Here is a 25,982-nt window from a genome sequence, read left to right as displayed (position 1 = left end):
TTTTGTTAATTTTCGATATAAAAACCATATATAACATATATTTCCACATCGAGAAATTTATTTCAAAACTAGTTGTAAATTTTTAAAAACCGAAAATAAACTTTTACCCACTAGTTTACTTTCTTATCATTGATATTATTTTTTTTAACAACTCTAGATTTTGCAAGAATATCATATTCAGATGAGAAAGAGTAACTATTCTCCATATATTTCAATCTTTCTATCTTATATAATTTCTTTTTTTAAAAAATTATTGAGATTAAAGCTCTATATCATCAGGACCTCCCATTATTTCAATTTCAGGATCTAGCTCACTAAAGTCACCAGTAACCGGGTCTATGCTTGGTACCGTTACAATTTGTCCGTCTCTGAGTTGTATTTCATTCGAATACCAAGTTTTAGATTCAAGCGCATTCTCATATCCTTCCAATGGCGTCTGATCAAATTTAACAGTACTATATAGTCCTGGTCCCACAGTAGTCATTGATGCACCTTTTAGATTCAGAGAGCTATTCGGCCCAACTGAAACAAAACTTTTGGGTCTATTAGGCCAACTTCCGTTTGCAAGATGACCGGCGGTCCATAACACCCACCATTTTTCATTTTTCTGATTCCAATAATCCTGTGCACAAAAACCATCACCGCCTGCACGAGTCCCGTGGAGATTAGCAGTTAAATCCATAGGAACTGAGAATGTAGTTCCCATAATTACAAGAGTTGCTGTTACTCTTGAATATGCAGGAACTGTTACAGGTTGTGTTACTTCCCACAATCTTTCTGTTGTATGTGTTGTAGTTGATGTAGAACTATGGTTATATTCTGAAGTAACTGAAAGCTCAAGAGACTGTTCAGCCCCTCCGCTTCCAAAAGGAAATTTCACTTGAAGAGAAGCCTTAGTTGTTGATTTTACCCCTGTCCCAATCTTATATCCCTCAGTTGTCGAGTTACTAACGGTTTCTATTGTTTTTTCGCTAAATTTAACAGTTTGTGATTGTGGTATACTTGTATTATTTTCTAGCACTTGAATAGATGTTGCTTTTTGCTGTGGTGTCACCCTAAAACTTGTAGTTTTAGGAACAGCAATGGCATTACGAATTTCATATGGGTAGAAATAAACTTCTCCAAGTCTACTTGGGTTATAATGTGTTCTTAAACGCCACTCCATAAAATTCCTCGCATTAGAATTAATATCGTCAATTGCCATTACACTATTCCTCCTTAAATTTAACTATTCTATTGTCCAAAATACTCACTTTCGGTGTGAATGAAGCTCTTATTTCCACACTTGAGTAACATATTGTAATTTTTGCTTGATTAGAATTAAAAACCCAAAAATAGTGATTATATCCATATTGAGAAAATTAATGAAATACTAGTTAAAAATGAAAGTAGAAATGAAGTTAAAAAGGGTGTGGGTATGGAAGACATATATGGCGGGTTAAGATATTTTGGTTTTCTACTTGAATTAGTATTTGGGATGGGATTTATTATACGTTGGATTTTTCGTGATGGGGTAGCACCACATCGCTATCAAGCTAAGATAAATTTGTATCTATATAATCAAAAAAACGCTATTCTTTTTGTAGAAATATACAGAAAGGATGGCGTTTTTGTATGAATTTATCGATTCAAGATGAGTTTCATTTATTCGCTGAAGAACTACAGCGATATCTATCTGGGGTATCGCCAGCATTTCGGAAAAAAACCACGCTAAGAGGATGCAAGATTTTATACAGTTTTTCGGCTAATCCAGTAACAAACAAGAACCCTAAAACCAAAGCCAGGATAGGAATGTATAAAAAAATGCATAGATCCATAGAACAAAAAAAGGAGGATTCCTTGTGAGAGTGAGGATCCTCCTTTTCCTCGCTACCGATAATTTAGTGTTATGGTAGCTAGATTTGTATACGATATACATTAAATAACGATGTAAACTAGTGCTGCTATAAGATTTGGAATAGCCATTATTAAAAAACCTTTTGATTGGTCGATACGACCAATTTTTCGCGTTTCCTTTTTTGAAAATAGAGTTCCTTTATTACCTAAAATTAAGCTATCAATGAAGTAAGCTAAAGCTAACCCAATACTAATTAATCCGAAAGTTCCACATACATAATAAATGTAGCTCCAATCCCGACTAAAATAAGCTACTACAGATACGATAAGTAATAGGAGTATTCCTGAAATGAGTCCTCTCTTTATCATTATGATCCCTCTTTCAAAAAAAACAATATCCACATTATACCATATTGTTAAGTGTATATTTTTTAAACAAATTCCGATAATGAGACGTTATGTCTACTAATCTCGTATAGAACATACATGAAAAAACTGTAAAAACTATTACTAAATCAAATCACGATCTCCATTAACAAACTTTGTAGTTTCGTTCCCGTATAATACTTTCTTTGGATTTATAACTATAATTAAAACTGCAACTATTAAATAAAAAATTGCATTATACATAATTAATTCAATTAATTGTCCATTTATTATGCCTATAAAAAAATTAAAGAAAAAGTGGATGATCATTGGAATAATTAAATTTCGATTTAAATTATAAAATGTTGTCATGACAATTGTAGTAGATATAATTGCAATCATAAAAAACAAAATATATTTGATTAAATTACTGCCTGTAAAACCTGTAGTAAACCATATAGGTAAATGCCACATTCCCCACCAAAAACCAATAATTATTGAAGATTTTAATGGCGAATATTTTTTTTGAAGCTCCATTAGTGCAAAACCTCTCCACCCTAATTCTTCTCCTAGTGGTCCGGACACAATAGTTTTAATAAAGTAATAAATTAACACACCCCATGTAGTTCTATTAAAAATCGAGTTTGCTTCACTGTTAATCGACACGAGAAACAACATTGTCAAAAATATAATTATTTGAATCATACTTACAGTAAGAACTATGGGGAAACTAAGTTTATTTTTAAATCTATCTTTTACGAATCGAATAAAACTCTGTTCAGGATAGAGTTTTTTAAATAGCAATACAAAAGCAAAAGTGGAAGACCAAGCTGATATACAAAGCATTACATCAAAAATCCACACTGGAAAATTTAATAACTTTATGACTCCTACAAGAAGAAACAGTGGCCAAAAAATAATGTTGGTTAATAATATAAAACTTACCACTGGTTTTTTCAGTTTTTTATCTCCATTCACATACAATCCCACCTTAAGTTAAATTTTTAAAATACAATAATGTACCTATTCAGTACATCATTATAATAACGCTGAATTTTCTTTCTATTCTAGCTATATTTTTTTCAAAATATTACTAGTCAATTAATATAATACATTTTTAACTGCTTATAACGATAATTATGTAAATGAGCTGTCCATATGGGCAGCTTATTGTATTTTTTGCTTAGCGTGTTTTTTTCTAAAATGCTGGCGGTACCCCATGCCCATCAAGCTAAGATTTTACAGTACCCCCAAAACACAAATTTCATCTCACTTTTTTGTTCTATAAATTATTAATTTCTTTTAACACATGAAGATTTCTTTCAAACTCAAATAAAAAATAGAGTCTCAAGATTTTTTTCTCGAGACTCTATTTTTTATTTTAAAAAGGAAATCATGATTTTCTCTAATTCAGCTTTATTTAAAACATCGTCAATAATTACAACTTGATAGGCATTGTCCTTTCCTTTTGCAGGAACAATCATCTTCATGCCCTTTACATTGCTTCCCGTCATTTTAGCAAACGTGAATTTTGCTCCTTCTCGTTCATAATTTTCGATCTTATCGTTATCATTAATCCAAAAGTAAAATGGATCCCTTCCTTTTTCTAAAACGGCGGATTGATAAATGGTATAGCCAAACTCCCCGGCTCTATATTCTGAGTTAATGATAGGATTCAGCTTTTTTGTTGTAATTACTGGTTCAACTTTTCCCCTCTTTAGTTCATAACCTTTCGCTACATAAGTTGGTTTCTTGTATGGAAAATCAAATGAACGAGATGTGAAATGTGAATAAATTTTTCCCCATAATGGTTCAATAGCTTTGCTATTCTCCTCTAATTTTTTTTGATCTTCTGGTTCTAAATTTTCAAATGTCCCTACTGATTTTATCTTCTTGTCTATGATATACTCCTCTCTTTGCAATTTGATTAATTGGTCAAATTCTTCTTTTGTTAACAGATTCCGTACCACTTCCATTTCTTGAAGTATATATTCATATCGACCCTCTGAAATATGAAATTCTGCAAATGCTTGTTCTTTTGTACCAATCATCTTTTCTACAATTTGCTGAATAGGAACTTTAGTTTGTGCTTTTGCTTCTTTGATATTATTTTTCACTTCAGTTTGTTCTTTCTGCGGGTTAGTTGGTATATCTGCATGTGCATTTAATAAAGATACAGATGATACAGCAATAATAGCAACAACTCCAAATGCAGACCAACGATAAGATTTCTTTTGAAATTTTTTAATCATAAGAATTCTCCTTTTTAATGTTCTTTTATTTCTACTTAAGTTCGCTAAGCTTGGTACTTGATAATAACTTGAGTAGTGTTCTAAAAGGGTAATAATGGTATGACCATATGCAAGTTTTTCCTCTGAATCTATAAATGTAAGAGCAAATGCATCGCATGCCAGTTCCTGATCTTCCCGCATGCATGAGTAGGCATACCAAAGAATCGGGTTAAGCCAATTTAGGATGAGTAAGCCATGCATAAGCCAATTCACACCGACATCTTTTCTTTTGATGTGAGCCAATTCATGATAAAAAATATATCGTAGTTGTTGATCATCTAATACTTTCATATGTGCACTTGACAATAACACCCTTGGTCGAAAAAATCCGAAAACAGTTGGACTTGCAATTTTTCCAGCTAAGAGGAGTGGGATATCCTGCTGAACGGACATAGATTTATTACAGCTCTTAAATATTTTGACAATCCTTTCATCTGTAATAACAGGTTGTTTTTTTATGTAGAGAAGTAAACGCCTATTCATAATGATGGTGGCAAAACCTAGAATGATAACCCCAGCAAGCCAAATATATAGAGCGATTGTATAAAATGAAAACGTATCATCCTGTGGCTTTTTATTACTGTGCGTTTGTTTCTTACTTTCGACTGGTTGTGTTAAATCAGATGCATAGTTATCTTCTTTTGTGACTATCTTTGTATCGCCTATATCTGTCCGCTCTTTTGAAGAAGAAACAGCTACAGGCTCTTGGTAAAAGGTATCAGAAGTTCCATTACTGTACGAAAGAATAGAGTAGATACTGTAGGAACTATCTGGTGACCATGGTAATAGAAGTCTTACAATTAATATCATCCATAACATGTACTGCCATCGCGGGGTTAACTTGTTTCTAAGCAAGATTTTGACACATAAGATTAAACCAACTAATATACTTGCCATAATGGATGTTTCTATCACCCAATCAAAAAATCGAGGTAGATAGACGTTTACAAGCATATCTATCATCATTATCTATCCTTCCTCTGATTTTCCTCAGTCTTCTCATCCAGAATACGTTTGAGTTCGTTAATATCTTCTGAAGAAAGTTTTTCTTCTTTTAAAAAATTCACAAGTAAAGGTTTAAATGCTGCACCATAGAAACGTTTGAGGAGCGATTTTGTTTCTACTTGTAGATAACTATCTTGCGACACTAAAGGATAATATGCATACATACGCCCTTTATCTTGATGGTAAGAAACAGCCTCTTTTTGGACTAATCGATTAATAAGCGTTCGAATCGTTTTCGGTTTCCAATCCATCATTACCTCTAGTGCTTCAATCACTTCATTTGCTGTTTGAGGCGATTTTGACCAAAGAACTTTCATGATTTCCAATTCAGCTTCCGATATTTTAGGTAATTCTTTCATTTTATAAAATTCCACCCCTTGTATTACATTTGTAATCTGTAAATTAATATTACAAACGTAATCCTTAATTGTCAACCATATTTTGGGTTTGTAAATACATTCTCATGAAACTTTAGAAATTAATCCCAAAAAACAATGAAAATACGCTATTCTTTTTGTAGAAATATACAGGAAGGACGGCATTTTTGTATGAATCTATCGATTCAAGATGAGTTTCATTTGTTCGCTGAAGAACTACAGCGATATCTATCTCCACATATTCTTCAACAACTTGCACAAGAGACAGGTTTTGTAAAACGTAAAAGCAAGTATGGCGCACAAGATTTGGCTGCTTTATGTATCTGGATTAGTCAACAGGTAGCAAGCGATTCCCTCACTCGATTATGTAGTCAACTTTATGCAAATACAGCTACACTCATGAGTACAGAAGGACTTAATCAACGTTTTAACCGATACGCTGTTTTATTTCTACAGCGTGTATTTTCCCTTTTAATCAAAAGCAAACTAAACGATTCGTCTCGAATCTCAAACCAATACACCTCTTATTTTCAACGTATACGTATTTTAGATGCTACTATTTTTCAAGTACCCAATCATTTAGCTCCTATTTATCCTGGTTCAGAAGGATGTGCACAAACAGCCGGTATTAAGATTCAACTAGAGTATGATTTACATAGTGGGAAATTCCTCAATTTTCAAATGGAACCAGGTAAAAATAATGATAAAACCTTTGGAACAGAGTGTTTGGATACCTTACGACCAGGAGATTTATGTATTCGAGATTTAGGATACTTTTCTCTAAAAGATTTAGACCAGATGGATCAACGAGGGGTATTCTATGTTTCACGGTTGAAATTAAATAATAGAGTATATGTAAAAAATGAATTTCCAGAATTCTTTCGGGATGGGACAGTAAAAAAGCAATCTTTATATGTTTTACTTAACCTTGAAGATATCATGCATCAGATAAAACCAGGGGATACTTATGAAATTCGGAATGCCTACATTGGACAACAAAAATTGCCCTCACGAGTTGTAATATACAGACTTACATCAACTCAAATTCATAAGCGTAGGAAACAGCAATCTTATGTTGAAAAGAAAAAAGGAGTTATATACTCTGAAAAAAGTAAACGTTTAACAGAAATCAATATTTATATTACCAACATACCATGGGAAATTGTTCCGATGGAACAGGTTCATTATATCTACTCATTACGTTGGCAAATAGAGATTGTATTTAAAACATGGAAATCTCTTTTTGGTATCAATCATTGTCAAAATATTAAACGAGAGCGTCTAGAATGCCATCTTTATGGGCAGTTAATCGCTATTTTTCTTTGTTCTTCTACTATGTTCAAAATGCGACAGCTGTTACTACAGAAAAAACAAAAAGAATTAAGTGAATATAAAGCAATTTATATGATTCAAGATCATCTGTACTTAGTATATGAAGCTATACAAAAAGACACCCAAGAAGTATCAAAAATTTTCCTTCGTCTGTTTGACCTCTTACAGAAAAACGGACGGAAATCTCACAGATATGAGAAAAAGACAGTCTTTGATATTTTAGGTGTCGTTTATCAGTTTACTGTATCCAATCTAAAGCAGAAAACTGCATAATCTTTAAAAACACACCGTATCAAGGTTTATTTGGTATGCGTATTTTTAAAAACAAATAAACAAATTATCAAGCATGTAGGCAACAAGAACGGAAGTTCATGGAATACCTAACCTTAGCTTGATGGGCATGGGGTCACCATATCAAAAAAAGAAAATCGTACATTATCAAGACCTAATATAAAAAAATCCATAAAAATAAGCTGTTAAACATATTAGTCATGTACAACATGTTGAACAGCTTGTATTAAATGAAATTCAACTAAAGTCCCCAGTTGGCCCAATAAACGTATAATTGTTTTAAGACAATTTGTATTAGTCTAGTTTAATTACAAATCCAGTACCTATTGGCTTGTCCGCAAATGGTGTGCTAAATCCTTTAAAGACTAATTCAACTCCTGAAGTATCATCTGGCAAAAGTGGTGAAATCACGAAGTTGAAGGTCATATGTCCTGTTGTACCTCCTCCTTGTGACCGACAATCGTATATAACTTAGTTATCTATCCTTTTTTCAAATATACTTTTCACAAAACTTTCCTTGTGGTTGGTATATTCATTTATCCCCGTAGAATGCCTCTTTAAATAATCCAATTTTATGTTGATATATTCTTTGTGTGCATTTTCATTCACATTTAAATAATCTCTAAAAAAAATTAAGTTTTTCCATAGTTCTTTTTCAAATTCTACAAGGTGAATATAATGGGTTCTTTCCTCATAAGTGTTATCTGTAAATTTCGCAAATACAATTTCATTAGGTTTTTCTACTCTTAACCGAAGGAATCCAATGCTCTTTAGCCCGTTTATAATGGAAGAATTTAATGTGCCTAGATCATCTACTGCTACTAATATGTCCAAAATGGGTTTTGCTAACATATCTTTGATTGCTGTACTACCGATATGTTCAATACGATTTTCACTAATACCTGTACATTGGTATATTTCCTTTTGTACTTTTAAAAATTCTTTACTCCAATCAGCGGTGTATGGAACTACTTTTACTTCATCTTTTTTTAATCCTAATTCCATTCTTTTCTCCTTCCAACATTAGAGATGATTAAATTAATTCTATGATTCATGGTTTAACCCTTCTCAAACTAACCCGCACCTTTTAGTTGAATAAGTATGGGTATGACATTCTCTTATAAAATGGTTTATATTTTTTTATAAACTTCTGAGTAGACCACTTTTAACTGTTCTCGTAATTCCTTTTTTCTTCTTCCAACTTCTTCATGCGACGTTGTAATGAAGCTATAATGGCATCTTTGTTATTATCATCCAGCTCACGTTTCACTTGTTTCGGTGTAGGAACTTGCATAATTTAAACATGATCTACATAATGAACGAATTATACTAAATATGTAAGCTATTATTTATATTTCTAATATCTATAAAAAGAGAGGATATTCGTCTCTATATTGAACGAACAATCCTCTCTTCATAATACTCTAATTAACGTACAATTTTCTTTTTTTGATATGGTGAGGCCTATTAGGGGGAGGACGCACATTTTAACGTTTTTATACGCTAAGGGACTCTCAAAACTCCATAACACGAGTTGAATTGAGAATTTGATTTAAAGATGAGTTTTGAGACACTACTTAAGCTCTTTTCAGCACCTTTTACATTGAAGTGCATTTGTCTCAAATACCTACTGGTGATATCGCTTAGAGTAGTAAAACCAACGTTTTCTCATGTCGAATTTTTCTTAGCGTATATTTTGGTTAAAATGTTGGCGGTACGCCATAAGTAAACGAAAAAGGTTTTATCTAAAAAAATAGTAATTCTTTTCTTCAAGAAATGCCCTAAGTATTATAAAAATTATTAACCATATGAGACCACTTAGTATTTCTGTTAAAAAATAAGTACCAAATTCTTGATAGGAATAATGAATTATTGTCGTAATCAATAACCAAAATGAAGAAGCAATTAGTTGACCTGAATAACCACCTTTAATATCATGATTGAAAATAAAATAAGTAATTATTTTAAGTGTTAATCCACTAATAAATAAGCTAACTGAAATGACAATTATTAAGGGCATATATTCATTTAACAAGCTTAATATTTTATTGTTGATATATATGATGTTTTGAGGTATAGGTTTTTTGTTAATTAAAATAATGTTATATCTTAATGATAATTGATAGACTGAATTCATGATGTAGTAAATAAATATAACTAAACATAAAAGTCTACCTAGGTGAAAAATCTCTCCACTTTTTAAATCATCCCATATTTTACTGAAAAACCCTCCCATGTTTCACTTCCTATTCTGTTTTCTCTCACAGTCACTCTTATGCTTTATTTTCATATCTCTTTACAAGCCTGTAAAATGTAGTTTTAGATAGATTCGTTTGTTTCATTGCCTCAACAGCAGTTATCGTACCTGTTTTCCAAGCGTTATAAGCAGTGATAAATTCATCTGTAATTTCTGCCCTCGGTCTTCCGAGATGTTTCCCTAGTTTTTTAGCTAGATGTATTCCTTCTTGTTGTCGAACTTTTATCTTTGATCGCTCTTCCTCAGCAAGCCAAGAAAGAATTTGAAGTACTAAGTCTGTAATGAGATTTCCCAAATTATCTTGATACTTAGTTGTATCTAATAAAGGCATATCAATTACAACGATGTGGGCTTTAATATTTTTAGTGATATCCTTCCATTCATTTAAAATCGCTTCTTTGTTTCTCCCAAAACGATCTAATGATTGTACATATAAAACATCGCCCTCCCGTAACATCATTTTTACAAGTTGATATTTTTGACGATTAAAATCTTTACCAGATTGTTTATCAATGAAAATATCTCTTTCGTCAATACCAACTTTTTTCATCGCTTCTAGCTGTCTACCTTCATTTTGATCTCTACTACTTACACGAATATATCCGAATTTTCTGTTATTCAAGGTGTCAAAATCTCCTTCTCTTGATGTTTTATAATACATATTATAACAAAATAGTTCCAAAAGGTGTCTATTTTTTAGGGACGTTTCAAAAATGTATTTTTGAGGTTTTGGAATGTCACTTTAGGAGTTATTTTGCACTATAAGTAAATATAAAAAGCCCAATTTCTCATTAAAATTGAGAAATTAGGCTTTTTTCGTTGCTCCATTAAAGCGCCCGTTTGCTGAAGATCGTTATGTATTGTGTGGGTCCGCAATTCAGGATTTCTGGAGTAAATATTTGTTTAACCCCTATTTTTTAAGATTACAAGTTCATCTATTGCACATTTTATTTCATTTTTAAGGGTATAGAAATGAGGGGCAATTCTTATAACATCTTTTCTTGCAGAAACAATAATATTTTTATCTCTTAACATCGCTTCCACTTTTGATGCATTTTCAACATGAAAAGACATCAAACTCGTCCTATTATCAATAGATTGTGGTCCAATGAGATGCAATCCTTTTTCTTGTCCATAATGTATGGTGAATTGGGTTAGCTCTTTTAAATAGGTTTCAATATTACTTATCCCAACCTCAAGTAACAATTTTAGTGCCTCATAAGCCGCATATATACTTATAAAAGAAGGTGTACCTGTTTCAAATCGACGAGCCCCCATTGCAAAAACAGGATTATAAATGTCAAAAGAAGATGCTTGCTCTTGTCCACGCCATCCAGTAACTCTTGGTTTCAATTGCTCTGCTAGTTCTTTTTTTATATACAAAAACGCTACGCCGGGAATACCTAACATGTATTTACGAGTTCCCGTTGCTAATATATCAATCTCCATCTCTTTCACATCAATCGGAATATGTCCTGCTGATTGGTAAGCATCGACGAATAAAAGCGAGCCTTTTCTATGCGCAATCTCAGCAATCTCTCTAACGTTTTGTTTATATCCGTTGTAATAATTTACATGGGGAATACATGTAATAAGCGTATCAGTTGTTATTTCTTTTTCATATTGTTCCAGAGATATTTCCCCATTGGAAGAACGAATAACGGAAACATTATCCTTAAATTGTTCTTGTGCAAACCATATATGACCGACAGTTGGAAAATCTATATCCGTAAACATGATTTTATTTTTCTCTTGCTGATAAGGAAGGGAAGCTGCAATAGCAGAAATAGCATCAGAAACAGAACATAATACAGCAACCTCACCTGTTTCGGCTCCAATAAGTTCAGCAAATTTCACCCTAGTCTCATCCACTTTACTTATTGCTTCATTCCAATTACTCCCTGACAGAAGTAGGCTATTATGATATTCCTCAATAGCTTTTGAAACAGACTTTGCTAATGCACCTTGGGAACAACTAGCTAGGTGTGTGTGGGTAGCTAATATAGGAAATAATGAGCGATAAAAATCATGGTTCAATTCTTTCCCCCCTTTTCTTCACACAAAATAATTCTGTGTGTAAATTTTAAAATCCTTCCTCAACTAAATGGCCCGATTGCGGAATAAAATTAAAAAAGCGCTTTTTATCAAAAAAGCAGCCTGTCAATATTTCTTAAACCCAATATTTGTTCCAAAACTCTTAAGTTTATGAACAGAGGATTAAACTCAATAATATCAACGTTTTCTAGCTATAATCGTGTTCATAAAGTGTGTCAGCAAATCAATGTTCAATTAAACTTATATTTTTATCTTTTTGAACTTGTATGCACCTTTAAAGAATGCTGTAAGGATAAGGATTTGTACTCCTTAGCGTACAATTTTCCCAGAATGATATAGTGACCCCTATTTGTTGGTGGGACCCCTATAAAAAACACCCAGAAATAAAAAAATCCCTCAGATAAGCTGAGAGAACTCTTAAAATTTACATTATTTTTCTTTATTTGTTAGGTGATTAGATTTTTTAATAAGTTCTATTAATTCTTTTTCATAGTTAGTTTTATGTTTTAAATATTGAAGAAATCGAAGACTTACTAACACTAAGAGAAAATATAAAATGAACTTAGATATAAACCCCATAATTGGTAAAAGGATAGGTGTATAAAAGAAAAGTAAATTCCAAGGCATTACTATTAACAAAGATAATAATATAGCTAACCATATATGATTTTTATTCAAGTATTTTCACCCTTTCCTGATGAGTACCGCTCATTACAAATTTTTCTAATATCAATTATTATTATATGTTCGACTTGGCTTCATATAGCACTCCTGTATTTTTTATTATCCCCTTGTTTTTGGGTGTGAGTGCAATGGCTAGGGTGAAACCAGGAACTATCCCCTTATAAAAATAAACATAATAATATCAAAAAACCGCTCAGTTCGTCTGAGAGATTAATTTTTTTAAATACTCCAATGTAAACTTTTTAACATTTGTTTACATTCAAACCCTCTAAAATATTGACTTCACAACAAATCTCCTAACATCTTAAAAATTAACAACAAAAGTATACATTCAAAACAATATGAATAAAGGAGTTATTGAACATGTCACAATATATTTATTCAAATAGTTTACGTATGATTTTTACTCAACCTAAATAAGAAAATCCTATAAGAATTGACCATAAAAATGCTAAACGGATACTTCTTAGAATTGATATCCATAATTTAAATATTCTCCAAGATAAATCATCTTTTTCGCTTTTTCTCATAATTATCACCATTATAAATTTTACTATAATTAGGATTATTTGTAAGTACGATTGTTCAGTTAACATAATCTCACTTATCAGTAGTCCATATATCTAGAAATCTCAAAAAGTCCCTTCAGATCTTCTGAAGAGACTTTTTCCAATTTGAATAATAATAAATTAACTGAATTAATAAAGTTATTACTGAAACTCCAGTTAAGGTTACAAAAAAAGTTAATCCCAAACCTGATAAATAGGTTACTATTAGCGTGATAACTACAATAGGAATTGAAGCTAAAACATTATAAAAACGTTTTTTATAAAAAAGATGATCTTTTTCATTTATATAATTATCGACCATAAAAATCCTCCTCTTTCTTTTCTAAACTTCATGTATATTCACATTAATAAAACACCTAAATTTTACCACATTATGAGATATTATTAACATAATTATCGAACTCGGAAGTCAATGAATTTCTTTTTACAAATTTAGATAATGCGTAGTGTGGAGGTAGATATCCCCTTTTAAGAATCCTGTGGAGATGTAGAATTTGTCAGCCTGTTCTGTGTCCGTATAAAGTACCAAGACTTTATAATGCTTTCTCGCATCACAAATGATGGTATTTAACAGGAACTTTCCTAGCCCGTTTCTCCGATTATCCTTAGCAATATAGAATCTCCTCAATCGTCCAATCTCTTGTCTCTTTGAGGACGGGTCTATATTAAGCCCTCCAATACCAACTAATACATTTTCTTTGTTAAATACGCCGTATAAAGATTCCCCGGGCTTATCAAAAGTGTTGATACCAGCCTTATAATCATTAACTAGTCTTTCAAGAAAACGAAAGCCATCTTTTTTGCTCTCTTGTACTAAATGAGTGAGATCATTATAAAAGAGATCTTGTATCTGTTTGACTTCAAAACCTTTCATATTTCCCTCCCTGATGATTAAGTCTATACACTATATTCTTGTTAAAAAAGAGTAATCCCTTTTTGTATATTCCATACATGTCAGGTTAACATAATGTCTCATTATCGGTAGCAAACCAGAAAAAAATGGAATCTACATAGATTCCATTTTTTCTGGTGATTTTTTCGTAAATTGATATAAAGCAATTGCTCCTAAAATAACAAGTATACCTTCAGGAGCATCTAATAACACAGTTTTCCATGTTCCTGAAATTAATAACTCATTACCTGTAGAAGATTTATAATATGCCTTTATATAACTGATAGTAAATTGAATTACAGATAAAAAGATAAATAAACCTAAACCTATTCGAATCCCTTTTTTATTTGTAAACATATTTTTCCCTCCCTTATAATTTTGTATTTATATATATAGTTATTGTAAATTTTGTTTAATTTTCTGTCAATATGACGGGAGTAGAAGGGATTTTTAAATGTCCTGTTATTTTTTAGGTTAGTGGTCCCGTCACATTGCTAACAAGCTAAAATTTTTATAGTACCCCAGAATGAAATTTTTTGCTAACTTGTAACAAAAAAGCTCATTTTTATCGTTTTGGGGGCAACCTGTTCTGTTAGGTTGATGGGCATGTACGGTGACCCCTATTAAGGGTTTGATTGTAATTTCTCAACTTATACCTAATTTTTATTTGTATATCTTTCTCTACTATATGATATTCTTAAAAAACATAGTAAAAGAAATCAATTTTTAGATTAAGGAGATAACATTATGAAACTCTGGATTACTTTACTACTTTCTTTTCTATTGCTTAGCAATTTAGTGGGATGTACTACTCAATCTAACACTTCTAAAACAATAGAAAGTCAAGAAACAAAAAAAGACACTAAGGCATCTGCTGTACAATTTAAAAACAAGGAAATAAAAGAAATCAAGATTACATCTAATAAAGACCAAACATCAAAAATTCTTAATAATAGAGAAAATGTAAAGACTTTTGTGGATGGAATTCACCATGCAAAGGAAAAATCTTTATCAATAGACAAAGAAGCTTTATCTTTTGTAGAGAATAAGATAAATGTGAAATTCCAAGATGGCTCAAATCAAGAATATCTAGTGTGGGTAACCGATAATGAAACGGTTGTTACATTAGGAGAGAAAACGAGCATGGAACAAGTTCAAGTTCCAGGATACAAATTAACAGATAGTGATTCAAAGAAGTTAATAAACTTGCTTAAAAATAAATAAAAGTGTTTGCCCATATTGTGCAAATAAGAAGGTATGCAAGGATAACTGTTTAGCCACAGTTTATCCAGAAATAGCAAAGAATTGGTTTGTGTTTGAAAATAGTACGTATTCTGAAGTTAGGACGGCATATAATGTGATGTATAATTCTTCAGAGGATGCATATTGGATTTGTGAAAAGGGGCATGTAGGGAGAGAAAAAATTAGTCAAAGGGTTAAGAATGGAAAAGGGTGCCGGAAGTGTGAATTGTTTCGAAATTCTTTAGCCCTTTTAGATCCTGAGTTAGCTAAAGAGTGGCATCCTATTAAAAATGAAGGACAGTATGGAGTTAAACCCCCTGTGGAAACGAATATAAAGCACAAGTAGGTGCTAGACATAGAGGAGAAGTAAAATGTAAGGTTTGTCACCCATCACAAACCAAAGGAAGAACTGCTACCCAAAAAAGAAAAGGGAAATTTGAGAGGTACACTGACATGGAAGATAGACGTGTTATTTTTGAAAATCAGTTAAAAGAAAAAATAATACGTAAAGAAAATGAATGAATTTAAAAATGGAATCGTTAGATAAAAAGGCCTGATATTGCAAACAGGTCTTTTTTATATGAGCTATATAATATCTGATATACTAAAAGAAAAAATTAGGATGATAAGGGTATGTCAACAAAGGAATTCCAAGACACAGTACAGCATTTTGCTTCTTTCTTACTAGATAAAGGAAGAAAACCTTCCACAATTAAACGGTATGTTTATGATATTGAAGATTTTGGTCAATGGTTGCAAAAATCTTCAAAACTCCCTACATGCAATATATGGACGACACTTGGTAAAAAGGATTATGAAGCGTATTTTTACGATTTAAAGAAGAAACGACAGTACTCTGACAAAACAATGCATCGTGTTTATATTGTCTTAAATAGACTGTATCAGTATTTAAAACTGCCAAATCCGTTAGAGGGCATGCAACTTAGTATTCAACCGAACCGTGCGTTACGTGATGAAGATTTTATTACAAAGGAGGAAGAGAAAACTTTAAAGTCCATTTTAAGTTCATTAGAAGGATTAACAGAAAAACAGCGTTCTGTTCGTCCATTACTTATGGATCGTAACATTTCAATTGTGCATTTGCTCATTCATAATGGATTATCCTTACAAGAACTTGTCGGTTTACAGATGAAGTACATCCATTTTGAAAACAATACGATCTCAGTACCAGGAATAGTGGGTATAGAAAGAACGATTTTTTTAACTGAAGACGATAAAAAGCGCTTATTTAACTATTACAAAACCATTCCTGAACCTGTTCGTCCAAGATACCATAGCAATGATCCATTGTTCGTAGCCTTTGATTTTACTCGGAAAACTTATCATTGGTCATATGAAAATGATGCGCCAAAAGCCCTAACAGAGATTGCTGTTCAAAAGATGATTCGACTTGAAGTTGAAAGGGCGAATTTACGAAAAGGAATTTCAGCACAACACTTGCGGAATACCTTTATTTTAAGGTTAATAAAACATCAAATTTCAGAGGATCAAATTATAAAACAGGTAGGTTTTAAATCTAAACTTTCGTTGAAAAGATATTATCATTACATCGATTAAAAATAACGGAGGAAGATAGTGTGAAGGAAAATAAAAAACAAGAGCTACAGTATATAAGAGTGTATACATTAAGGGATAGAAGTACCAAATCCATTAAAGTTGAATCTTGGCGAACGTTTAAAGAGGAAATGAGAGTTCTAGGTCTAAAAGAATCGGATATTTTTCAAATTCAGTTAATAGCAAAGTAAAATAACCCCCATAATGAGATGAAGGTTTTTCGTTTGTTTTGGAGAATACCTAATCCAATATGAAAATAGAAGTTAGATCAATTACACTTGAAGTATTTTTTTTATAATCTAGGCTCAGATACGGCTCAAATATATAACAAGGAATCACTGGAAAGGAGATTGGGATGAATAAAGGAAAAGGGTTATTGTTACCTTTTTTATTAACTATTGTATTAAGTAGCTGCCAACAGAGCGATATAGAAGAAGCAAAAAGTGAAGGTTCAAAAGTTATGGATACTGTTAGGAATACAGTGAATAAAAAAGATTTTCTCAGTTCGTCTGTGGATGATAAAGCGAGAGTTGTAGACCTAGAAATAGCGGATACTGTAAATACAAGTAAATTAAAAAAAGAGATTAACATTCAGTTAAAGAACCAAGATATTAGACCATATACTATTAATATTAGTCAAAGAGATATGAACATTGTAAAAATAGAGAACAGGTGGGACAGAATTTGCAGTTATATTCTTGAAGAATTGTTCCATAAAAAAGGATACAAAGGCTTTTCAATGCGGGCTTATGTAGAATCAGGGCAACCTATTCCATTTGCTATATATACGCCTATAAATAGTGCTGATTCAGGAGCTAAAGAGTTTGGGGAGAAGATCGAGAAAGAAATTGATAATCTACTTAAAACACAGCAAGCACAAAAATGGATTGAAAATGATTTATATACTATTGAAGTTTATAGTCAAGATAATCAAAGAATCAACTAACAAGTCTATGAACAGGATATAGGAAACTTAGTATCAATAGGCTTGTATTTGATGAAAAAGACTGGATTCATACCCAGTTTTTTTTACATGTATATAACTATTAAATTTAGAAATTGTATTATTTATAATAAACTTGTCCACTATCAAGATATATAGTTCCCCCACCATAATTTTTAAGTCTAAGTTGATAATAATTACCAGAAGCATTTAAAAGGTGAGAAATAGGAATGTTTAATCCACTTGAAAAGGAACCCTTAACTACATATTCTTCCCACAACGAACTATTATGAAATACTTGTACTGCCAATCCATAAGTCTTAGTTTGTGGTTCTACCTGTACACTTTGAGGTAGGTAAAATGATGTGCCATCTTTAATCCACTGATAGTTACTAAATTCCATATATCCAAAATTATAAACATTCATAGCAAGAGAGTTAACTTCTGTTTTATTTTGCATATTGCCATCGAACTTAGAACTTCTTAAAGGAGTTTTAGCCATGTCTTGATTAAATTTTTCTAATTCCTCTTTAGAATATGTTTTAACCAAATTCCTATCTTTATCGTAAACTTCTACAGATACATCATCAATTTCTGCATTATCGACATTTGCTGTAGATGCAGATACAGAAGAAGGCAAAGCTTCTCCATGTGCAACAGTTGAAGGTAAGATTATTCCTGCTGCTAATGCAAATACCCCAGCTTTAGCTAAATATTTTCTTTTCATAACATCATCCCCCTATTGTCTTAAATTTGTAGAACAATGTCATCATATCTTACAAATATTGTATGTGTAAATGTATTTTCAGAATATTTTTTCACCTTTGAATTATGGGGGCATTTTTATGAATTGCAGGAGAATAATAGGGATAAGGGTTACAAGAGAAATTTTAAAAATTATGGGGGCAAAAATATTTTTGTTGAAATACAATAAAAAAAGGAATCCTTATCATAAGGATTCTGCAACAGAAAATAACAAAATATAAACAATAAAAGAATAACTTATATATTAATAATATAATATTGAGAAATATTTACATAAATCTAGTATGTATTAGGCCTCACCATATCATTTCGGGAATTCCGTACAACCTTCTTTTTTTGATAAGGTTACCCCTAATAAGTGAAGTAACAGAGTATGTTATTAAATAAAACCATATTTCTTATATATATTCAAAAAACAAGATACCCTCAGGCTTATTTTGAGACATTTAATTATAACTTTATGTATTATGGCCTTTTAAAAATTCAAATTCCGTCCAATTAAAATTTGAATTTTTTAGTTTAAATGTTGTATATTGGAATTGAATTGAAATCATTTACCTCACTACAAAAGAGTCCTTTCCACAAAAGGGCTCTTTTTTTAATGCTTTTTACCAAGTATCAGCATGACTGGGGTATGTTAACGATACGGGGGTACAGCCGAGATACGTGAAAAAATAGGTCATAGGATTACTTTTATTTCTAACCTGATTTTAAATCGGGTTTTTTATCTATTTGTGGCTTTGAAATAAAGTTTGATCAAAAAGGATTCTTCCTTAGCAGATCTATGTTTGGGTTTTTATAAAAAAGTTTAATTATTTTCTACCTATGTTATTCAAGAATCTCGCCTTATTGTTGAAGAAATGACAATTACTATCGAGTATTTCTTAATGATATTTATTGTATTTTATCTTTGGAATGTGCAATATTATTAGTTCCCATTCAAATGATAGATTAGTTGCACAACGCCAGAGGAGAACGTTCTTGTATTGACCATTTTTAAATTCAACCTCTGCTTTATATCAATAAACAACGGTTTTCCTTCTCCCAAAATAACAGGGTGAACAGATAATCTAAATTCATCCACAAGCCCTAAATTGATAAATGTTGTAATTAGACTTGCTCCGCCATATAGCCAAATGTCTTTACCAGACTTTTTCTTTAATTTATTTACTTCTTCAAGAATATTATCATTTATGAATATTGCTTTATTAGCACTCCCTTTTTGTGTTCTGGAAAACACATATTTTTCTTTACTGTGAATTAATTCCCAAAGTTCTTTTTCAGTTTTAGTTCCTTCAATTTCTGGAGTAAATTGTCCCCATAAATCGTAGCTTTTTCTTCCATATAAAATAGTATCAATTTGATTTAAGAAATCAATAAACCCCATCTCAGAGTCCATGATACACCAATCAACTTCCCCATTTTTCCCTTCAATAAAACCGTCTAAAGTAACTGCTAAATCTAAAATTATTCTTCTTGGTCTTACGTTATTGGACATAATTCTTCCTCCCCTTAATCATTTAGATATTGGTTCTCCCGCCAAGTTTTTTTTAAAATCCACACTATTATTTTTTATAAAAATCCTTCGTATGTTGTAGCTTTGAAATAAAGTTTAATCAAAAATACCTCGCAATCCCAAGTTTTACGATAAATAAAAAGAATCCATTTTGAAAAAAGATTGATCAAAATGGATTCTTCTTCAGCAGATTTTTGTTTCGGCTTTATAAAAAAGTTTGATCATTTTCTGCCTGTATTGCTCCATAATCGCGCCCAATTGTTCTCTAAAAAGTGAATAGTTTCTATTAAACTTTCTTAATATACTCATACACTTCTTTAGGTTTTATATTAAGCAGGTGAGCAATTTCCGTTATTTTTTTTCCTTCTTTCTTCATCTTTTTTACTTTTGCCTCCAATGTTTGCTCGTATTCTTCTGCAATATCAAATAATGGACTCAATAAAGAGTGCCATATTTCAAAATCAGCAAATTTATTTTTTTCCAAAAACTTATTTAGCAATGTTTTTAATTCTCTATTTTGTATAATTCTTTTTCCTTCTAACACTTGTTTCTCAGTAAGAAAATTACCTATATCTTTTATAAAATTGATAAATGAGTCCATAGAATCTGCAAGGAAACCGCCAACACCCCAACTATCCATTCCGTGCATTAATGAAGATATAGGGTATCCATCTTCATTTAAATCAATAATAATTGGATCTCCACACATAGTTTCATATGCAATAACAATCCAATTTGCATCCCAAGTATCTTCCTCATCGGTTACAAGGGAGTTTCCATCGGTGTCAATGCTATATCCTACTTGAAATTCATCTAATTGTTCAAAAGAAAATATATCAAAATTCACATATTCTCTAATTTTTTCATGTTCTAAGTTAATAAGTTCTAAATTCCTCTTAATTTCTTCTTTTTGATGATAAGAATTAAATTTTATCATTGTCATTTTTACTACATCCCTATTCATATTTTATATTTATTCTTTTTTTATCTTTTTTTTTACTAAAAACCTAAGACAAGAATATTAATAATAGATATTGGATTACCTAGGTTCAATTAAAAGATCCTGTAAAACAGGATCTAAACAAACTTTAGAACATCGCTACATTCTTTAAAACGTCGCGACTTTATTATAAACATCGTATCTTTTTTAGAAACATCGTGACTTTATTTCAAATCGACACATATACAAATAATACTAAATTGTGGAATATTTTTAAAGAATCAAAACGGTTTTATATTCAATTCATATATTTTATTTCTTTTCTTAATAAAAATATCCCCATAGATAAGTAAATTCAAAGGGATAAAACGGTGCATCTTTTTTATAAACAGTTAATCTTTTTTCAAAACGGTTAAACTTTGTTATAAACGATTAAACTTTATTTCAAATCCACATATGTCTAATCTTTTATTTTTTAACTTATTATCATACACCCTAATCATACAATTGAAACATAGTGTTTTCAGTAACTAACTAATGGATGATTAGGGTTAACCCATAATAGACAAAGACAGAATCTTTATTGTAAATAGACGTAATAAAACCTAGTTATACGTTCAATAGGTTTTGTTTGGAAATAAAAGTAAGGCTAATACTCAAAATTACACGTATCTCGGCTGTACCCCATTAGGTTTTTGAAATTCATTAACTTTAGAAAATAACGTTTTTTTACACTTGGGGATATTTCAAAATCTTAAGTTGATGGGCATGTATGGTGACCCCACATCCATCAACTTAAGAAGAATAAACGCCACCAAAACAAAAAAAGCCCCAAATTTTTCTTGAAAATAAGTTGGGGCTTTTGAACCAGAAAAGTATATTTTTAACTATGAAAACTACGATAAATTTTTCCTTTTTTCCTACTTGCTAAATTCAGCAAGTAAAATATTTTTAAAAGGATTAGGACTATCAGTTCTACCCAAACTATTCCAATTGACGACCAACGTATGCTTGCCTCCAAGTTTACCTCCAACAAGAGTTGTAAACCCTAGAATGCCACCTGTGTGTCCCCATATCGAGACACCGCTTGGAAGCTTAGTTTCATAGATTCCAAGACCATATCCATCGATTCCTTCTTTTCCTGTAGGAACTGTAGTAAGCATTTGTTTTAGTTGCTGTTCCTTCAGTAATTTGCCACCGAGCAAGTAAGAGAAGAATTTGTTTAAGTCGTCAGCAGTAGAAATCATATCTCCAGCAGAGCTACCTGCACTTGGGTTATAATAAGTAACGTCTTTTAGCTCACTTGCTCCGTCTGGTTGGACATATCCACGGGCATGGTTAGTGCCTGGAATAACACTTGAATTGCCTGGTAGGAATGTATTCGACAATTCAAGTGGTTCAATAATCCGATTTTCAATCTCTTCCGCATAGCTGTTTCTGGTTACTTTTTCAATAAGAATGCCCAGTAATACGTATCCTGTGTTTGAATAAGACCAGCCCTCTCCTGGGGCAAAGTCTGGAGGCAGAGAAACCCCCATCTTCACTAACTCTTCAGCCGTATACGATTTTTTTGTATCCGTAAAATCAGCGTCTTTTGACCTTGAGTATTCAGCGATACCACTTGTATGGTTCAATATCTGCCGGATAGTAATCTGGTTACCATCATATCCATTTCCTTGAATGACACCAGGCAACCAGTCTTCGATGTAGTCGTCTAGATTCAGACGATTCTCTCCAGCTAATTGAAGTACAACTGTTGCGGTGAACGTCTTCGTCACGCTGCCAATGCGAAAGCGAAAATCTGTTTTCATTGGTTTCTTGGTTCTCAGATCCGCTATCCCAGCGGCATAACTCCACGTTTTTCCACCCTCGGAAGTTTTAGCAAGTATCCCCGGGAATCCAAGTTGCAATGTATCCCGCATTACTTGTTTGACGGAATTACGATCTCGTTGAGTGCTTGTTTGTAACGAACTAGATACATTTTGAGTGGACTCTGCTTTTACAATTGAGGTTGGTGTTGTGTATAACAGGGAACTTCCAGCTATTAAAAGGGCCAGACTTGCACATGTAATTTGACTACGTATTTTCATAAGGCATTCCTCTCCTCTATTCATATTGTATAAGTGTTTGCTTACTGTTCCTTACTTCCTGACAAGACTTAGGGAAAGGCCCTCACGCATATAGATTAAAGCCCCAGTACAAAGGTATCTATCAATACCAACAATTTGAGCCATTTAAATCTCCATCCCTCCTATAACAAAATTATTCAAAGGTATGAAAGCATATTATGTACCCTTAGTTATTGTTAGGATTAACACAACATGAGACATAATCTCAACCCATATTTTACTTTATTTATCCATAATATGTATTGAGAAATAATGTAAATTCGAATCCTTTCCGTAACCCAACTATTGATCGTTTTTTTCACCTATTATAATTAGTTATTTAGAATTTCATAATAAAAAACTGTAAAAAAAATAACGAGTCCCTTAACGTACAGGAAGCGGTTGAAAAATATGTCTATACGCACAATTTTCTTTTTTTGATATGGTGACCCCATCGCCATCAAGCTAAGGTTTTGAAGTACCCACTAAATGAAATTTTTCTTTCTCTACAGTTAGTTATTTTGAGAAGTCATCTCATTTTTTTGTTTTTGGAGTGTTTCTTTTTCTTAAGTTGATGGATGTGTGGTGCTACCCCATCGCTATCAAGCTAAGCTCATACAACGTCAATTATAGTAGAGGTTATTTCTTCTTTTCTAAAGGCTACATATAGGGAATTTAAAGATTTTCATACGAAATAAACCCTAACGGGTTTCATTTTTTTGAATTAAGCCGCTTGATTATCAGACATGGTACAATTGTAAATGACACCTAATATATCAAAGACTGTTTTCTTCTCATAACGATGTGATTTTCGCCCGTTTTGCTGTAGGAGGTTGAACAGGCGAATTAGAATCTTTGATAGCTCTTGGGTGTCTTTTTGTATAGCTTGGAAAAGAAGAAGAAAGTAATCTTTAATCATGTATATGGCCTTATATTCACTCAGTTCTCGTTTCTTTTTCATAAGAAGTAATTGCCGCATTTGAAACATGGTAGAAGAACAGAGTAGAATAGCAATCAGTTGCCCATACAAATGGCATTTCAATCGTTCTCGTTTTATCTTTTTACAATGATGAATATGGAAGAATGATTTCCACGTTTTAAATAAAATCTGTCGGGTAAAGAACTGGCGCGGTATCAGTTATGACCCGTTTCCAACCCCTCCCCATAAGAACTGCTCGTGAGGTTTTCCCTCAAGCAGCTCACCCCATAAACTTCATCAAAAGGGTTATGAGACCTATCAAATCGCAGACACTTTCATCGGTATCCCTCTGCGCTTTTAAGGGAATGGACTTTCCAGTCCCAGTAGAGCCCCAGTACACCATAGAGATATTCATTACTCCATCTCTGCCATCCGATACTACGCTTTCGTCGCCGTTTCCTTCTTGTCAGCAGTGTACGGATTTTCATCTCCGTATAGTCACGCACTTCGCTAAATGCTCCGCTGGAGTTTCCAACTCGAAAGTAGTTCACCCATCCTGTTAGTACGGCATTGATTTGTTTTACTAAGTCTTGTGCTGGTTTGGCTCCTCCGTTTTGAATGAGTTCGCGGATCCTTGCTTTCACTGCCGTACGGGCTTTCTTCTTTGGGGTCATGCATATGAAGTGTCGGGTCTTATTTCGGTTCAGTACTCGCCTGAAATCAAATCCCAGAAAGGCAAAAGACTCTTCCTGTAAGACATCGACCATCCGAGTTTTCTCAAGATTCAGTTCAACTCCCAAAGGCTCCAATTGTTCCTGCAGTCGTCGCAGTGCCAGTTCAGCCCACCCCCGTTTACTGGAGTGCCCACTTACGGTGATAACCATATCATCGGCAAATCGGTGATAGTTCACAGCTTCATAGTTGCCTTCCGTCGTTTTACGCCGAATGGTATCAAATGTCCAATCTACCTCATTCAAGTAGATGTTTGCCGCTAGTGGCGAGAACGGTCCCCCTTGCGGGACTCCAATCTTTCCTGCGGCTTTTACCACCTGTTTTACTAGGCGCATAACTTGGTGGTCTTGGACACGATTTGCGATTTTCCTCAGTAGGATGTTATGCCGAATTGTATCAAAGTAACGTGACAAATCAACATCAATGACTGTGGTCATACGACGCAGTACACTGCGTCGCACTTCTGCCAGCGCTTGATGCGGGGAGCGTTTTGGTCGGAATCCGTAGGAATTTGGGCAGAAATCAGCCTCAAAGATAGCTTCCAATATGAGTTTTAGCGCTCCTTGGACCACACGGTCCCGTATACATGGGATTTGCAGTGTCCGCATTTTGCCGTTTGCTTTTGGGATTTCTACTTTACGATTAGCTTGTGGTTGATATGTTCCAGCCTGCAGTTCTGCTTGGATGTTCTTTAAAAACGGTATAACTCCCTCTATTTCTATATCAGCGAAACTTTGACCGTCGATACCTGGGGCACCGCCGTTTTTCCTCGCATGCTGATATGCTTCATGGAGGGTTGTTAGTTTGGTAATGTGGGAAAATAGTCCCCAAAACCGATGCGTAGGTTCAGACTTCGCCTTTTGATAGATTCGTCGCCTTAGTTCCTGCAAAGTAATAGGTGTTTTTGTCATGGCACCCTTGCCTCCTTTGGTCGTACGAAATATTTACAGGTTCGGACCCTTCCCTCCCCGCGCGTTTTGCTGCACGCAGATCTCTGGTACTACGATCCGTTCCGCCACCCTGACACCTACCGTTCTCACTTCCCGATCGCGGTTATAGAGACGGTCTCCTCGATGAGGTTTCTTCATCGGGTGTCGAGGGCTTCTCCAGTTTCCACATTATCTTTCTCTCCATGTCGCCGCTGATACCCCGCCGGTGAGAACTGCCGTTCCAGACTCGTTTCGGTCAGTTCTTGCTGCTTTCGCACGTTATCGACCGTCTCAGCCACCGGAATTGCGTGTAACGAGGCTACGTCTACGTTCACTGTACGTTACAACCTGGAGATTT

The 25,982-nt window shown here is 33.1% G+C and carries 26 protein-coding genes and 2 pseudogenes; 8 read left to right on the top strand and 20 right to left on the bottom strand.

All coding sequences use genetic code 11. The features are described 5' to 3' along the window. Positions 1–259 precede the first annotated feature (259 nt). Positions 260–1,204: an ETX/MTX2 family pore-forming toxin gene (locus tag NSQ40_RS08635; protein WP_258248686.1), complete on the bottom strand. Its 945-nt coding sequence runs from the start codon at positions 1,202–1,204 to the stop codon at positions 260–262. A 213-nt stretch (positions 1,205–1,417) separates the two neighbouring features. Here NSQ40_RS08635 and NSQ40_RS08630 point away from each other — a divergent pair, with 213 nt between their 5' ends. After that, entirely contained in the window at positions 1,418–1,618 is a 201-nt protein-coding gene (locus tag NSQ40_RS08630; RefSeq protein WP_258248685.1) for a hypothetical protein, read from the top strand. A 299-nt stretch (positions 1,619–1,917) separates the two neighbouring features. On the opposite strand, the gene NSQ40_RS08625 is transcribed toward NSQ40_RS08630, so the two are convergent. The 4 genes from NSQ40_RS08625 to NSQ40_RS08610 all read right to left on the bottom strand — a co-directional run bounded on the left by NSQ40_RS08625 (position 1,918) and on the right by NSQ40_RS08610 (position 5,857). After that, complete coding sequence (locus tag NSQ40_RS08625) at positions 1,918–2,205, bottom strand: DUF5316 family protein (protein WP_018767780.1); 288 nt, start codon at positions 2,203–2,205, stop codon at positions 1,918–1,920. A gap of 141 nt (positions 2,206–2,346) precedes the next feature. Then, positions 2,347–3,180, bottom strand: coding sequence for a type II CAAX endopeptidase family protein (locus tag NSQ40_RS08620; RefSeq protein WP_098135981.1), 834 nt, complete (start codon positions 3,178–3,180; stop codon positions 2,347–2,349). Between the two features lie 398 nt (positions 3,181–3,578). Further along, positions 3,579–5,456 carry a M56 family metallopeptidase gene (locus tag NSQ40_RS08615; RefSeq protein WP_258248688.1) on the bottom strand — a complete coding sequence of 626 codons (1,878 nt, stop codon included), beginning with the start codon at positions 5,454–5,456 and terminating at the stop codon, positions 3,579–3,581. A gap of 2 nt (positions 5,457–5,458) precedes the next feature. After that, positions 5,459–5,857, bottom strand: a complete 399-nt coding sequence (locus NSQ40_RS08610; RefSeq protein ID WP_018768172.1) for a BlaI/MecI/CopY family transcriptional regulator — start codon at positions 5,855–5,857, stop codon at positions 5,459–5,461. 189 nt (positions 5,858–6,046) lie between these two features. On the opposite strand from NSQ40_RS08610, the gene NSQ40_RS08605 reads away from it, so the two are divergent. Next, complete coding sequence (locus NSQ40_RS08605; protein WP_258248684.1) at positions 6,047–7,480, top strand: IS4 family transposase; 1,434 nt, start codon at positions 6,047–6,049, stop codon at positions 7,478–7,480. Between the two features lie 312 nt (positions 7,481–7,792). On the opposite strand, the gene NSQ40_RS08600 is transcribed toward NSQ40_RS08605, so the two are convergent. The 9 genes and pseudogenes from NSQ40_RS08600 to NSQ40_RS08560 all read right to left on the bottom strand — a co-directional run bounded on the left by NSQ40_RS08600 (position 7,793) and on the right by NSQ40_RS08560 (position 14,312). Further along, a complete protein-coding gene (locus tag NSQ40_RS08600; RefSeq protein WP_255258802.1) occupies positions 7,793–7,924 on the bottom strand; it encodes a hypothetical protein in 132 nt (43 codons plus the stop codon). A 45-nt stretch (positions 7,925–7,969) separates the two neighbouring features. Beyond that, positions 7,970–8,503 carry a GrpB family protein gene (locus NSQ40_RS08595; RefSeq protein WP_258248683.1) on the bottom strand — a complete coding sequence of 178 codons (534 nt, stop codon included), beginning with the start codon at positions 8,501–8,503 and terminating at the stop codon, positions 7,970–7,972. Positions 8,504–8,628: 125 nt separating this feature from the next. Then, positions 8,629–8,789, bottom strand: a pseudogene (locus NSQ40_RS08590) (DUF6262 family protein); the annotation flags it as partial. Between the two features lie 450 nt (positions 8,790–9,239). Continuing rightward, positions 9,240–9,734 carry a hypothetical protein gene (locus NSQ40_RS08585; RefSeq protein ID WP_258248682.1) on the bottom strand — a complete coding sequence of 165 codons (495 nt, stop codon included), beginning with the start codon at positions 9,732–9,734 and terminating at the stop codon, positions 9,240–9,242. Between the two features lie 37 nt (positions 9,735–9,771). Next, positions 9,772–10,377 (bottom strand): recombinase family protein, encoded by a 606-nt coding sequence (locus tag NSQ40_RS08580; protein WP_258248681.1) that lies wholly within the window; start codon positions 10,375–10,377, stop codon positions 9,772–9,774. Between the two features lie 281 nt (positions 10,378–10,658). Continuing rightward, complete coding sequence (locus NSQ40_RS08575) at positions 10,659–11,792, bottom strand: aminotransferase class V-fold PLP-dependent enzyme (protein ID WP_097795875.1); 1,134 nt, start codon at positions 11,790–11,792, stop codon at positions 10,659–10,661. Between the two features lie 1,347 nt (positions 11,793–13,139). Then, positions 13,140–13,364: a hypothetical protein gene (locus tag NSQ40_RS08570; protein WP_258248721.1), complete on the bottom strand. Its 225-nt coding sequence runs from the start codon at positions 13,362–13,364 to the stop codon at positions 13,140–13,142. 123 nt (positions 13,365–13,487) lie between these two features. Continuing rightward, positions 13,488–13,937, bottom strand: coding sequence for a GNAT family N-acetyltransferase (locus tag NSQ40_RS08565; RefSeq protein WP_258248720.1), 450 nt, complete (start codon positions 13,935–13,937; stop codon positions 13,488–13,490). A gap of 132 nt (positions 13,938–14,069) precedes the next feature. Beyond that, positions 14,070–14,312, bottom strand: coding sequence for a DUF3937 family protein (locus NSQ40_RS08560; RefSeq protein WP_003204372.1), 243 nt, complete (start codon positions 14,310–14,312; stop codon positions 14,070–14,072). Positions 14,313–14,702: 390 nt separating this feature from the next. Between NSQ40_RS08560 and NSQ40_RS08555 the strand changes: the two genes are divergently transcribed. The 5 genes from NSQ40_RS08555 to NSQ40_RS08535 all read left to right on the top strand — a co-directional run bounded on the left by NSQ40_RS08555 (position 14,703) and on the right by NSQ40_RS08535 (position 17,718). Further along, entirely contained in the window at positions 14,703–15,179 is a 477-nt protein-coding gene (locus NSQ40_RS08555; RefSeq protein ID WP_258248719.1) for a hypothetical protein, read from the top strand. A gap of 136 nt (positions 15,180–15,315) precedes the next feature. After that, a complete protein-coding gene (locus NSQ40_RS08550; RefSeq protein ID WP_437435425.1) occupies positions 15,316–15,543 on the top strand; it encodes a zinc-ribbon domain-containing protein in 228 nt (75 codons plus the stop codon). 287 nt (positions 15,544–15,830) lie between these two features. After that, entirely contained in the window at positions 15,831–16,775 is a 945-nt protein-coding gene (locus NSQ40_RS08545; protein ID WP_258248717.1) for a tyrosine-type recombinase/integrase, read from the top strand. 20 nt (positions 16,776–16,795) lie between these two features. Continuing rightward, the gene (locus NSQ40_RS08540; protein WP_003204819.1) at positions 16,796–16,963 is read left to right on the top strand and encodes a hypothetical protein; all 168 of its coding nucleotides are present in this window, start codon (positions 16,796–16,798) and stop codon (positions 16,961–16,963) included. Between the two features lie 164 nt (positions 16,964–17,127). Further along, complete coding sequence (locus NSQ40_RS08535; protein ID WP_003204817.1) at positions 17,128–17,718, top strand: DUF4030 domain-containing protein; 591 nt, start codon at positions 17,128–17,130, stop codon at positions 17,716–17,718. Between the two features lie 118 nt (positions 17,719–17,836). Here NSQ40_RS08535 and NSQ40_RS08530 read toward each other — a convergent pair whose 3' ends face one another. Next, positions 17,837–18,442 carry a hypothetical protein gene (locus NSQ40_RS08530; RefSeq protein ID WP_003204814.1) on the bottom strand — a complete coding sequence of 202 codons (606 nt, stop codon included), beginning with the start codon at positions 18,440–18,442 and terminating at the stop codon, positions 17,837–17,839. Positions 18,443–18,560: 118 nt separating this feature from the next. Between NSQ40_RS08530 and NSQ40_RS08525 the strand changes: the two genes are divergently transcribed. After that, on the top strand, positions 18,561–18,701 hold the full coding sequence (locus NSQ40_RS08525) for a hypothetical protein (RefSeq protein WP_162617288.1): 141 nt from the start codon (positions 18,561–18,563) through the stop codon (positions 18,699–18,701). 707 nt (positions 18,702–19,408) lie between these two features. On the opposite strand, the gene NSQ40_RS08520 is transcribed toward NSQ40_RS08525, so the two are convergent. The 5 genes and pseudogenes from NSQ40_RS08520 to ltrA all read right to left on the bottom strand — a co-directional run bounded on the left by NSQ40_RS08520 (position 19,409) and on the right by ltrA (position 25,606). Continuing rightward, positions 19,409–19,978 (bottom strand): dihydrofolate reductase family protein, encoded by a 570-nt coding sequence (locus NSQ40_RS08520; RefSeq protein ID WP_258248716.1) that lies wholly within the window; start codon positions 19,976–19,978, stop codon positions 19,409–19,411. A 304-nt stretch (positions 19,979–20,282) separates the two neighbouring features. Beyond that, entirely contained in the window at positions 20,283–20,939 is a 657-nt protein-coding gene (locus tag NSQ40_RS08515; RefSeq protein WP_033796812.1) for an SMI1/KNR4 family protein, read from the bottom strand. Between the two features lie 917 nt (positions 20,940–21,856). Continuing rightward, positions 21,857–23,026: a serine hydrolase domain-containing protein gene (locus NSQ40_RS08510; RefSeq protein ID WP_258248715.1), complete on the bottom strand. Its 1,170-nt coding sequence runs from the start codon at positions 23,024–23,026 to the stop codon at positions 21,857–21,859. A gap of 742 nt (positions 23,027–23,768) precedes the next feature. Next, a pseudogene (locus tag NSQ40_RS08505) lies at positions 23,769–24,155 on the bottom strand (IS4 family transposase); the annotation flags it as partial. Between the two features lie 143 nt (positions 24,156–24,298). Beyond that, positions 24,299–25,606 carry a group II intron reverse transcriptase/maturase gene (ltrA, locus tag NSQ40_RS08500; protein ID WP_098159124.1) on the bottom strand — a complete coding sequence of 436 codons (1,308 nt, stop codon included), beginning with the start codon at positions 25,604–25,606 and terminating at the stop codon, positions 24,299–24,301. Positions 25,607–25,982 lie beyond the last annotated feature (376 nt).

This window comes from Bacillus sp. FSL K6-6038, assembly GCF_038050455.1.
GTDB classification, from domain to species: Bacteria; Bacillota; Bacilli; order Bacillales; family Bacillaceae_G; genus Bacillus_A; species Bacillus_A pseudomycoides.
Note: the sequence above shows the minus strand (reverse complement) of the source record. Positions and strands in the feature narration are given on the sequence as shown.